The sequence below is a fragment of the Mycobacterium vicinigordonae genome (genome assembly GCF_013466425.1).
Taxonomy (GTDB): Bacteria; Actinomycetota; Actinomycetes; order Mycobacteriales; family Mycobacteriaceae; genus Mycobacterium; species Mycobacterium vicinigordonae.
Genome location: NZ_CP059165.1, coordinates 551,124 through 562,455 on the forward strand (window position 1 = coordinate 551,124; position 11,332 = coordinate 562,455).

General features: G+C 62.3%; 10 protein-coding genes. 9 read left to right on the plus strand and 1 reads right to left on the minus strand.

What is annotated here, in order from left to right:
* Positions 1-12: 12 nt before the first annotated feature.
* Genes H0P51_RS02440 through H0P51_RS02470 form a run of 7 tightly spaced genes read left to right on the plus strand, consistent with a single transcriptional unit; the run spans position 13 to position 6,068 of the window.
* Positions 13-354, plus strand: coding sequence for a non-heme iron oxygenase ferredoxin subunit (locus H0P51_RS02440; RefSeq protein WP_246398683.1), 342 nt, complete (start codon positions 13-15; stop codon positions 352-354).
* Positions 351-1,631, plus strand: coding sequence for an NAD(P)/FAD-dependent oxidoreductase (locus H0P51_RS02445; protein WP_180916478.1), 1,281 nt, complete (start codon positions 351-353; stop codon positions 1,629-1,631). Before H0P51_RS02440 ends, H0P51_RS02445 begins: the two co-directional genes overlap by 4 nt.
* Before the next feature lie 52 nt (positions 1,632-1,683).
* Entirely contained in the window at positions 1,684-2,835 is a 1,152-nt protein-coding gene (locus H0P51_RS02450) for an acyl-CoA dehydrogenase family protein (RefSeq protein ID WP_180916479.1), read from the plus strand.
* Positions 2,836-2,837: 2 nt separating this feature from the next.
* Positions 2,838-3,665, plus strand: a complete 828-nt coding sequence (locus tag H0P51_RS02455) for an enoyl-CoA hydratase family protein (RefSeq protein ID WP_180916480.1) — start codon at positions 2,838-2,840, stop codon at positions 3,663-3,665.
* A gap of 23 nt (positions 3,666-3,688) precedes the next feature.
* A complete protein-coding gene (locus H0P51_RS02460) occupies positions 3,689-4,882 on the plus strand; it encodes an acyl-CoA dehydrogenase family protein (RefSeq protein WP_180916481.1) in 1,194 nt (397 codons plus the stop codon).
* On the plus strand, positions 4,879-5,649 hold the full coding sequence (locus tag H0P51_RS02465; protein ID WP_180916482.1) for an SDR family NAD(P)-dependent oxidoreductase: 771 nt from the start codon (positions 4,879-4,881) through the stop codon (positions 5,647-5,649). The genes H0P51_RS02460 and H0P51_RS02465 overlap by 4 nt, the downstream gene beginning before the upstream one ends.
* Entirely contained in the window at positions 5,646-6,068 is a 423-nt protein-coding gene (locus H0P51_RS02470) for a RidA family protein (RefSeq protein WP_180916483.1), read from the plus strand. The genes H0P51_RS02465 and H0P51_RS02470 overlap by 4 nt, the downstream gene beginning before the upstream one ends.
* Here H0P51_RS02470 and H0P51_RS02475 read toward each other — a convergent pair.
* Positions 6,055-6,918: a PaaX family transcriptional regulator gene (locus H0P51_RS02475; RefSeq protein ID WP_180916484.1), complete on the minus strand. Its 864-nt coding sequence runs from the start codon at positions 6,916-6,918 to the stop codon at positions 6,055-6,057. The two genes, H0P51_RS02470 and H0P51_RS02475, sit on opposite strands and share 14 nt — an antisense overlap.
* A 131-nt stretch (positions 6,919-7,049) precedes the next feature.
* Between H0P51_RS02475 and H0P51_RS02480 the strand changes: the two genes are divergently transcribed.
* A complete protein-coding gene (locus tag H0P51_RS02480; protein ID WP_246398346.1) occupies positions 7,050-8,669 on the plus strand; it encodes an AMP-binding protein in 1,620 nt (539 codons plus the stop codon).
* 81 nt (positions 8,670-8,750) lie between these two features.
* Positions 8,751-11,144 (plus strand): bifunctional salicylyl-CoA 5-hydroxylase/oxidoreductase, encoded by a 2,394-nt coding sequence (locus H0P51_RS02485; RefSeq protein ID WP_180916486.1) that lies wholly within the window; start codon positions 8,751-8,753, stop codon positions 11,142-11,144.
* Positions 11,145-11,332: the final 188 nt, after the last annotated feature.

Genomic DNA, 11,332 nt, shown 5'->3' on the forward strand with positions numbered 1-11,332 from the left:
AAGAACGTGACTATGGAAGATATCCGGCGTGACGACCTGGTCAAGGTTTGCGACTATGCCGATCTGGCCGACCGGGAGCCGATCGGGCTCGATGTCGCGGGGGAAGAAGTGATGGTCGTTCGCGTGGGGGATCAGGTTTATGCCATAGGGAATATCTGTAGCCACGCCGAAGCGTGGCTAGACTCGGGGTACCTGCATGCGAGCACGCTCGAGATCGAATGCCCGCTCCACGAAGGAAAATTCGATCTCCGCAGCGGGAAAGCCACTGCCCTGCCGTGTGTCGACCCGGTCAAGGGATACGAGGTTGTCCGCGATGGTGGCCAGATTTTCCTCGTCATCAACGAGAGCGAATGATTCTCGATCGCCAGCAAGAGCAATCGGGTGAGTACATGACAGATTGCGCGACAGACTATCTGGTGGTCGGGGGTGGGCTGTCCGCGGTGACCGCCGTCGAGACGCTGGTGAAGCGCCGCCGCGGCCGGGTGAGGCTCGTCAGCGCTGAGCATTACCTTCCCTACTCCAGGCCACCACTGTCGAAAGTGGTGCTGGCCGGCGAAGCCGGACCCTCGTCGGTGTTGCTCAAGACCCCAGAGTTCTTCCGAGACAAACAGGTCGAAGTTATGCTTGGCGACCCGGCCACAGAGTTGGATCCGTGCAAACGTGTGATAACGCTAGCGTCCGGACGCCAAATACTTTATGGCAAGGTACTTCTCGCTACTGGCGTCGTTCCCGCCCGACTGGACCTCCCCGGGATTTCCCTGCCTGGTGTTCACACTCTGCGTAACCTGACCGACGCGCTGGCGCTGAGCCGGCAGATTGGTCCGGGCCGAACCGTCGTCATCATCGGAGGTGGGTTCATCGGTTGCGAGGTCGCGTCCACCGCGGTAGCACGTGGGGCACAGGTGTGCGTGGTCGAACCTGGTACGACGCTGATGGAGCGGGCCCTCGGACCCGAGGTGGGCCGACTCCTCACCGCATACCAGCGGCGCGCCGGTGTCGGGGTGTACCTCGGGACTCATCCGGTTCGGATTTGCGGTGAAAGACGGGCTGAGACAGTGGTGTTGAACTCCGGCGCCGTGTTGCCCTGCGACACCGTGGTGGTAGGTGTTGGTACCTATGCCGACACGTCGTGGCTCGCCGGGGCTGGTATCGAGCTGTCGGATGGCGGCATCGTCGTCGACAGTGGCTGTCGAACTTCGGATCCGGACGTATATGCGGCAGGCGATGTCGCCGCCAGATACGAGCCGTTGCTGAATCAGTACGTACGGTGCGAGCACGAATCCAACGCGCAGCAGCAGGGGGTGATTGCCGCGCGCAACATGGCGGGCGGAAGCTCCGCGGACTCGTCACTTCCCTTCGTCTGGTCCCGACAATTTGGTCTGGACCTATGGTGCATCGGGCAAACCCGCAGTTATGACTGCGTAGAAATCGCTGGGCGTGTCGAGGATCGGTCGCTTGTTGCCATCTACCACCTGAAGGGAAAACCGGTCGGTGTGTTCGGTCTGGACGGTGCCGCGATGGGGGCCGCGCGGAACCTACTGCGCGGGGTCGACAGCAAGTCCGCCGAGACTCAGCTGCTCGGCGGCGCCAAGCCCGCCGGGCGTGGGCCCCATTCTGATATGGCGGGATAATGACGAGAATGATAAAAACGACATATAACGCCGAGACCTCGGGAGAGGGCTTATGCCGCCATTTGCTCTGTCGCTCGAACAACAAGACTTCATGCGCGAAACGCGCCGGGTCGCCGTGGAGTTACTGCCCGTCGTCGCGGCGGGGCGCAGCGGAAGGATCAACCGCGAATTACTGCGCGCCGTTGCCGAGAAAGGCTTCCTGGCGCAGCTGTTTCTCACCAGCGGGCCGTCGAAGGTGCAAGCATTCGATGTCTGTTTGATGCGTGAGGCCCTCGCCTCGGTGTCGACGGAGATCGAGACCGCGGTGGCACTTCAGGGTCTTGGGAGTTTCCCGTTTCTACAGTGGGGAAGTCCAACGGCGTTGCGCAACTGGCGATCCCGCGTGCTAGACGGGACTGCGGTGGCCGCTTTCGCGCTGAACGAACCGGGCGCCGGTTCCGACGCCGCATCGCTTGCCTTGGCGGCGCAGAGTGACGGGTCGGGATGGCGATTACACGGCGAGAAGACATGGATTTCCAACGCTCCCGACGCCGACGTCTATACCGTCTTCGCTCGCACCGTGCCAGGGCGGCGTGCCTCTGGCATTACTGCCTTCGTCGTTGCCGGCGACAGTCCCGGACTGACAGGTGAGCGTCTTGACATGCTGTCCCCGCACCCGCTGGGACGGCTCACGTTCGACGGTGTTCGCGTCGGCGCCCAGGACGTCATCGGCGAGGTGGACGACGGGTTCCGGGTCGCCATGCGGACACTCGACCTGTTTCGTCCGAGCGTCGGCGCTTTCGCCGTGGGCATGGCGCAGGCGGCGCTCGACATAGCTGTCGACCACACCACGACCCGGTCCGCGTTCGGCGGAGTTCTGGCCGACTTGCAAGCGGTCGCCCACAAGCTTGCTGATATGGCGTCGCGGATCGAATCCAGCCGACTACTGGTGTATTCGGCGGCTTCGGCCTACGACGCCGGTGTGGACCGCGCTGAGGTGACCTATCGCGCGGCGATTGCCAAGTTGGAGGCAACCGAGGCCGCGCAATTCGTCGTCGATGCCGCTGTGCAGCTGTTGGGGGCCCGAGCACTGCAATCCGGACACCGTCTTGAGCATCTGTACCGGGACGTGCGCGCGCCTCGAATCTATGAGGGCGCGTCGGAGATTCAGCGCACCATCATCAGTCGCTACCTCACTCACCAACTAAGTCGGGAGATTCGTTGATTATGAACCAGTTTCGTGTTGCGGCAACGCGCAACGAGGTGTGGAAGCACTTCGACTTCTCGGTTGCAAACGGGGTGGCGACCGTGACGTTGAATCGCCCCGAGAAGCTCAATGCGCTGACTTTCGACACCTACGCCGATTTGCGGGACCTGCTACGAGAGCTGCCGCACCGCAACGACACTCGGGTCTTGGTGATCAAAGGATGCGGCCGCGCATTTTGTGCGGGCGGAGATGTCAACGAGATCATCGGCGAGCTGATCAAAATGGAAGTCGACCAGTTGATCGCATTCACCAAATTGACCGGTGAGGTGATCGCCGCGATGCGCGACTGTGCCGTACCGATCATTGCGGCAATTCATGGCATTGCAGCGGGAGCGGGTGCGGTGATCGCACTAGGTGCAGATTTCCGCGTCGTCTCAGAATCGGGCCGGTTCGCGTTCTTGTTCACGCGAGTCGGGCTGTCCGGTGCTGATATGGGCGCCGCCTATCTGCTGCCCCGGATGGTCGGGCTTGGTAGAGCCATGCAACTTCTGATGCTCGGCGACACCATCGACGCCGAAACCGCTGAGCGCTATGGCCTGGTCAGCGAGCTAGTTGGGGACGCGCAACTCGATACCGCGGTCGCGGGACTGGCCCAACGGCTGGCTACCGGACCCACCCTGGCGTACAGCCAGACCAAAGCCCTGGTGGCCCGTGAGTTGGACGCGTCTTTCGGCACCGCGATCGAGTTCGATGCGATGGCGCAGGCGCTGTTGATGACGACGCATGATCATGCTGAATTTCACGCTGCTTATAACGAAAAGCGTGCCCCCATCTGGCTGGGGCGGTGAGCCGAATGGACGTCGGTGCAGCCATGGAGCCTCGGAGCCGTCCCAACACCCGCTCCGGGCCGGACCCGCTGGACTTTCTCGCCGTCGACAACCAGCTCAGCGAGGATGAACGAGCCATCGGACAAGCCGTGCGCCGGTACGCCGCCAAGGAATTAGCGCCGCACGTCCGCGACTGGTATGCCCGCGGCACCTTCGATCGCTCGATCGCGCCCGGGTTGGGTCGGCTCGGGTTGCTCGGGATGCACTTGCGTGGCTTCGGCTGCTCGGGTACCAGCGCCGTCGCTTACGGCGTCGCGTGCCGCGAATTGGAGGCCGTCGATTCGGGTCTGCGCAGCTTCGTCTCGGTGCAAGGCTCGCTGGCGATGTTCGCCATCCACCGCTGGGGATCGGAGGAACACAAGGAGGAATGGCTGCCGCGCATGGCGCGTGGAGATGTGATCGGCTGCTTCGGATTGACCGAGGCAGACGCCGGCAGCGACCCCGGATCGATGCGGACTTCGGCCAGGCGACTGGGTACCGATTGGGTAGTGAACGGTTCGAAGATGTGGATCACCAACGGTGAAATCGCCGACATCGCGGTGGTATGGGCGGCGACGGAGCAGGGCATTCGCGGCTTCGTGGTGCCGACGACGGTGCCAGGGTTCACGACACGGGCTGTGCGGGACAAACTCTCGCTGCGCGCCTCGGTCACTTCGGAGTTGTTTCTCGACGACGTACGTCTGCCAGCTGATGCGATGTTACCGGGGGCAGCAGGTCTGCGGGGGCCGCTGAGCTGCCTCAACGAGGCGCGCTACGGGATCCTCTGGGGAGCGGTCGGTGCCGCGCGGGCTTGCTATGACGAAGCGCTAACTTTTACGACCCTGCGCAGCCAGTTCGGCCGCCCGCTCGCGTCATTCCAGCTAACCCAGCGCAAGTTGGCCGACCTGCTCATCGCGGTCAACTCCGCCGCCCTGGTGGCTTTGCAGATAGGGCGGCTGAAGGACAACGGCGGCGTTCATCCCACCCAAATCAGCTTCGGCAAATTGGCGAACGTGCGTGCCGCGCTCGACGTCGCCCGGACTGCCAGGGGAATGCTGGGCGCGGCCGGTGTCACGCTCGACTATGCCGTGATGCGCCACATGGCAAACCTGGAGTCGGTCGTCACGTACGAAGGAACCGAGGAGATGCACATGTTGGCCCTCGGTCGGCAGCTCACCCGGATCTCGGCGTTCCGGTGAAGCGGTCACGGATCTGCCTGGTTGTCGGTGCGAGCAGGGGAATCGGCTTCGCCATCGCCGATCGGATGGCCGCCGATGGGCACGACGTCGCGCTGGCAGCACGATCGCGCGAGGGCGTCGACGCTGCGGCGCTCGCGCTGGCCTCAGCCCATGGCAGTCGCACGATGGGAACCGTCTGCGACGTAACGTCCGGCACGGATGTCGAATCGCTGTTTGCGACGATCGAGCGGCATTGGAGCCCGGTCGAGGTATTGGTGATTAGCGCGGGGGCGGGCTTCGGGTGCCCGTTGACCAGTACCAGCGACGATCAATGGCAGCGTGCGCTGGACCTGAATCTGACGGCCCCATTCCGGTGCGTCCGCAGGGCGCTGCCTGCCATGGTGCAGGCCGGTTGGGGACGGATCGTCATAGTGGCCTCGGTCGTCGCCAAGCGCGGCGAAAGTCAGGTCAGCGCCTATACGGCCAGCAAGCACGGGGTATTGGGTTTGGTTCGAGCCGCGGCGGTCGAATACGCGCGCAAGCACATCACGGTCAACGCGGTGTGTCCGGGCTACGTAGACACTCCCATGACCGACGACACGGTGGCCTCGGTCAGTGCTCGAACCGGACGATCGCCCGAGGAGGCCCGGGCGTTGCTCGCCCGCCGCCAGCCGATCGGACGCTTGATCGACCCCGCCGAGGTTGCGGAGGCAGTGCGGTTCTGCATCGTGAACGCCGGGGTCAATGGACAAGGCATCAACGTCGACGGAGGAGCCATCCAATCGTGACTGCTGCATTTATCAACCCCGCCGAACTCGCCACGCCGTCCGGCTTCACGCATGCGGTGCGTGCCGACGGAACCCACGTCTACCTGGCCGGTCAGACTGCACTCGACGCTCACGGAGTGATCACCGGAATCGGGATCGTCCAGCAGTTCGAGCGTGCGCTGAGCAATCTGTTGACAGCGCTGCACGCGGCCGGCGGGGGCCCCGAGCACCTGGTCACCGTGACCGTCTACGTCCTCGACATGGAGGACTACAAAGCCCATGCCAAACAAGTCGGGCAGGTGTGGCGGCGCTTGGCTGGTCCTACCTATCCTGCGATGGCTGGAATCGAAGTAGCGCGACTATGGGATATCGAGGCGCTCGTCGAATTGCAGGGGGTCGCATGCCTACCGCGCGACGGCCAAAATGTCAGCGATGGATGACGCTGCTGACGTACTCGTGCGCCGGCGCACTCAACAGCTTGTTGAGTTCAGCGAATAATTCGTCGGCCGTCACGCCGCTCCATCCGGCCGGCAACAGCGTCAGCGGAAGGCCTGGATCCAGATAGGGAAGTCGACGCCACTCGGTGAGCATTGGGATGTAAATTCGGAAGGCTTCGCGGGCGTCGCTCGGGTGGGTCGCAAACGTGCGAGCGACTTGCCGATAGCGACCAATGAACTCCTCGTACAGCGCTGACAAGCGGTCGAGGTCCCACCACTGGCGCACTTTTGCGCGTAGGTTGCCGAAGGCGAAGTAGTTGCCGACAAACATGTCGACGTATTGCGTAAGGTTCTTGCGCGAAAGGGCGTTACGCGTCTCTTCACCCAGCCTGCCCGGTGCGATCCACACACCTTGTGCCACCATCCCGAAACCGAGGTGGGTCAATGTGGTTCGAAGCGAATGCCGTTTTTCCCGTTCGGATTCCGGGATGGAAAACGACACGATCAACCAGCCGTCGTCAACCGTGGCTCGAGAACGATCGAAGATGCGCACATCGCCTTCGGTCAGCACCTGCAGTGCCTGGGGCGACAACGAGTAGCCCGCAACCCCGCCGCTGCGATCGCTGTTAAGTAGGTCGCGTTGCTTGAGACGCGAAATCGACTTGCGCACCAAGGGTCCGGCCGCACCGAGGTCACTCATGAGATCAACGACAGCAGCCACTGACAACCAGTTGTGCTCGGTGCGTGCGTAGAGCCCGAACAGAGTCAGGATCAATTCGCGTGGCTGCGACTCGTATGCCGATGTCGGATCGACTGAAACCGCACGATCGTCGTGTGCCACTGGTGCCTCCATCCGCCGTCAGCATAGCGGCGGCACTGAAAGGCGCCTTTCGCCGCCGAGCTAATATCCCGAAAAATTGACGATCATAAGAGAACAGACATATACTTTCGGCAACATCTGGCCGCGAAAGGTCGACTATGTTCATGTCATCCACGGCGCACGTCGATACGTTCTGTCGCGACCGCCTACCGCCGATGGACCAGTGGCCGGCGTTCGAGTTCACGTTGCCGGCACTGCGCTATCCAGAACGGCTAAACTGCGCAGTTGCCTTGCTCGACGAAGTGGTCGAAACCCTGGGCGGTGCGCGGCCATGCGTAATCACCGCGGACGAAACCTGGTCCTACGCAGAAGTTTTACGGCGTGCCAACCAAATCGCGCAGGTACTCTGCGAAGACCTGGGGTTGGTTCCGGGTCAGCGAGTGATGCTGCGAGGGCCCAACAATCCGTGGCTAGTGGCTTGTTGGTTCGCGGTCCTGAAAGCCGGTGCGGTGGTCGTCACGACAACACCGCTGCTGCGCAGCGGTGAACTACGTCAACTGATCGACGTCACCGCGCCCACGATCGCGATATCCGACCACCGCTATAGCCGGGAAATGGTGGCCGCATTGGACGGCACGGGATCGGTTGTGGCTGTCCAGTATGGTAGCCGACTTGCCGACGACCTGATCATGTTGGCGGCTAGGAAATCTGGCGCATTTGCCAACGTCGATACGGCTGCCGACGACGTCGCGTTGCTGGCGCCCACATCCGGTACCACCGGCGCAGCCAAAGCCACCATGCAGTTTCACCGTGACGTGCTCGCCGTTGCGGACACCTTTGGTGCCGGCGTGGTAGGCGCAACCCCCGAAGACGTCTTCACCGGAACTCCGTCGCTTGCCTTCACTTACGGGCTGGGGGCGTTGCTGGTCATCCCGCTGCGAATTGGAGCAGCTACCGTACTGCTGGAGAAACCGACGACTGATGCCATCGTCTGCGCAGTAGCCAAACTCGGAGCGACGATCCTATTCACAGCGCCCACTGCGTACCGAACACTGATTCGAGAAGGCAAGGCGTCGGCCCTAGCTGGTGTGCGGCGCTGTATGTCAGCGGGCGAGCATCTACCGGAATGGGTGTGGCACAAGTTTTTCGAGCAATCCGGTCTCCCGATCTTCGATGGACTCGGTTCGACCGAGATGATGCACGTATTCATCTCGGCGACTCCGGGCAGCGTCAAGCCGGGTTCGACCGGTCGGGTGGTGCCTGGCTATCGCGCCGAGATCGTCGACAGCCAGGGGTGTCCGGTGGGCAACGGGATCCCCGGCCGTCTTGCCGTGATCGGGCCAACGGGATGTCGGTACCTTGCGGACGCGCGACAGCGTGACTACGTGCAGCACGGCTGGAATATCACCGGCGACATTTACCTTCGTGACCAAGACGGCTACTTCTGGTATCAGGGTCGCAGCGACGACATGATCGTGTCGTCCGGCTACAACATCTCCGGTGTCGAAATTGAACAGGCGATGGAGAGCCATCCCGACGTAGTCGAGTGCGCGGTTACCGGAAAACCGGACCGCGATCGGGGAATGGTGGTTCACGCCACAGTGGTGTTGCAGGCTGGAATCGACGGAGACGCTGACACGGTGCAGCGGTTACAGTCTCACGTCAAGCAACTGCTAGCGCCCTACAAATATCCCCGCAGCGTCGAGTTCACCGATTCGCTGCCCCGAACCGCGACGGGCAAGGTCAAACGATCGCAGTTACGCGGGAAGGACGAGGCCGGTTGATGAGTTATCCCGATTGATGCGATCGGCGTCAAACCTCGTCTACTGCAACGGATAATGCTCGACTTCAACGGAGATGAAACTGTGCAAATCGCGATAATCGGCGGGGGACCCGGTGGCCTGTACTTTGCCGCCTTGGTCAAACAACTGAATCCGCATCACCAGGTGACGGTCTGGGAGCGCAACGCTGCCGACGACACTTTCGGCTTCGGAGTAGTGTTCAGCGATGAGACGCTCGACGGTATCGCACTGGCCGACACCGCGGTTTATCGGCAGATGGAGCGTGAATTCGCCCGATGGGAAGACATCGATATTCATCTACGGGGTACCGCCCACACCTCCGGTGGTCACGGATTCGCGGCCATGAGCCGCAAGCGACTGTTGTGCATCTTGCAGGCGCGCTGCCATGAACTTGGCGTGCAGGTGCACTTCAACCGGGAGGCTCCGCCTGTCGAAGAACTCATGGCCACAGCCGATTTGGTGGTCGCAGCCGATGGTGTCAATTCCGCGACACGGAACCGCTATTCCGACGAGTTCGGGACGACGCTGGAAAACGGCAAGAACAAGTACATCTGGCTGGGTACCGACAGGGTGTTCGAGGCCTTCACCTTCGTCATTCGTGAAGAATCCTGCGGGGTAATGCAGGTGCACGCCTATCCCTATGGGCCGGACGGGAGCACCGTCATCGTCGAGATGCGTGACGAAGTCTGGCGCCGTGGCGGATTCGACCAGTCGCCCGATCACCCACTCGCGCCAGGCGAGAGCGACGAACGTTCGATTTCGATGCTCGGCGGTGTGCTCGGGGACGTCATCGGAGATCACCGCGTACTACTCAACAACTCCCGCTGGTCTAACTTCACGACCGTGCGCAATCGCGTTTGGCGGCACGGCAATCTCGTACTGCTGGGCGACGCCGCCCACACCGCCCACTTCTCCATCGGGTCGGGTACGAAACTGGCCATGGAAGATGCGTTGACGCTGGCCGCCTGCCTGCACGAACATCCGGAGCTCGAAGACGTCCTGCAATCCTATGAGTCGGAGCGCAGGCCAGTCGTCGAATCCACCCAACGCGCGGCTCAAGCCAGCCTGGAGTGGTTCGAAAACATTGCGCAGTACGTTCACCAGGATCCGCGTCAGTTTGCTTTCAATATCCTGACACGGAGTCGTCGCATCACCCACGAGAACCTGCGAACAAGAGACCCTCGATTCACCGAACACACGGAGGTCTGGTACGCCGAAGAACAAGTGCGCCAGCACCATCACGACGAGCCGGCATTCGTCAGCCCGCCGATGTTCCAGCCGTACAGTGTGCGCGGACTGAGGTTGAAAAATCGGGTGCTGGTCTCCTCAATGGATATGTATTGTTCGGCTAACGGTGTTCCGGGTGACTTTCACCTCGTCCATCTGGGCAGCAAGGCGCTCGGAGGAGCGGCGCTGGTAATGACCGAGATGGTGTGCGTGTCTCCGATCGGGCGGATCACACCGGGATGCGCCGGTCTCTATACAGCAGAGCAGGAGAGGTCGTGGCGGCGAATCGTCGACTTCGTTCATGCGCAGAGTGACGCGAAAATCGGTGTGCAACTAGGTCATTCCGGCCGTAAGGGATCCACAAGAGTGATGTGGGAGGGTATCGATGAGCCCCTGTCGGCAGGAAACTGGCGGATCATCGCACCCTCGCCGTTGAAGTACGGACCCGACAACCAAACGCCTCGGGAAGTTACCCGCGCCGATCTCGACCAAATTGCAGAACAATTCGTAGATGCTGCCGCTGCGGCCGCTCGCGCGGGCTTCGATCTACTGGAATTGCATTGTGCCCACGGCTATCTGCTTTCGTCATTCCTTTCCCCGCTCTCGAACATTCGCACTGACGAGTACGGTGGATGCTTGGACAACCGACTACGCTTCCCGCTGCGCGTTTTCGACGCTGTCCGCGATGTCTGGCCATCGGAACGCCCCATGTCGGTGCGGATTTCAGCGACCGATTGGGCACCCGGAGGAATCGGGATAGACGACGCCGTAGAGGTGGCACGTGCTTTTGCCGAACATGGCGCGGACATTATCAACGTCTCGACTGGCCAAGTGGTTAAGGACGAAGCACCTGCATACGGGCGGAGCTACCAGACACCTTTTGCCGACCGCATCCGGAACGAAGTAGGTTCCGCGTACCGGACCGGTGTTGTCGCGGTGGGAGCGATTTCGTCATACGACGACGCCAACTCGGTGCTGCTCGCCGGGCGCGCCGACTTGGTGGCCATTGGGCGCACCCATCTCTACGACCCGCACTGGACCCTGCATGCGGCGGCCGACCAGGACTACAGCGGGCCGGGCAGCGACTGGATCGAGCAGTTCAAAGCCGGCAGCCGCAAGCCGCCGACCGGCAACACCGAGAAGCCGCGTCCGCGCCTGGAACTCATGCGTAACAACATCGCGTCGCCGCCGCCCCGGCGGTGGACGCCGGCAACGATGAGTAGCTCGTGAAGCCGCGGCGGCGGCGGGGGCTTGCTCCGCTGAACGCGACCATTATCGCAAGGCGCTCGCGCTGCTTCCCCTCGCAGGTACACTGCACGGGATGCGACCTTGACGGCGCTACTAGCCGCAGGTCGCCGCAGTAGAGCCGGGCTGAGGGTGCGACAACGTGAGACGGTGCGAAGGCAATCTGCCCGCTG

Excerpts from the sequence above, each read along its gene's own strand:
- H0P51_RS02440 (WP_246398683.1), top strand. The coding sequence starts at position 13 with ATGGAAGATATCCGGCGTGACGACCTGGTCAAGGTTTGCGACTATGCC.
- H0P51_RS02445 (WP_180916478.1), top strand. The coding sequence starts at position 351 with ATGATTCTCGATCGCCAGCAAGAGCAATCGGGTGAGTACATGACAGAT.
- H0P51_RS02475 (WP_180916484.1), bottom strand. The coding sequence starts at position 6,918 with ATGGAGGCACCAGTGGCACACGACGATCGTGCGGTTTCAGTCGATCCG.
- H0P51_RS02450 (WP_180916479.1), top strand. The coding sequence starts at position 1,684 with ATGCCGCCATTTGCTCTGTCGCTCGAACAACAAGACTTCATGCGCGAA.
- H0P51_RS02460 (WP_180916481.1), top strand. The coding sequence starts at position 3,689 with ATGGAGCCTCGGAGCCGTCCCAACACCCGCTCCGGGCCGGACCCGCTG.
- H0P51_RS02480 (WP_246398346.1), top strand. The coding sequence starts at position 7,050 with ATGTCATCCACGGCGCACGTCGATACGTTCTGTCGCGACCGCCTACCG.
- H0P51_RS02455 (WP_180916480.1), top strand. The coding sequence starts at position 2,838 with ATGAACCAGTTTCGTGTTGCGGCAACGCGCAACGAGGTGTGGAAGCAC.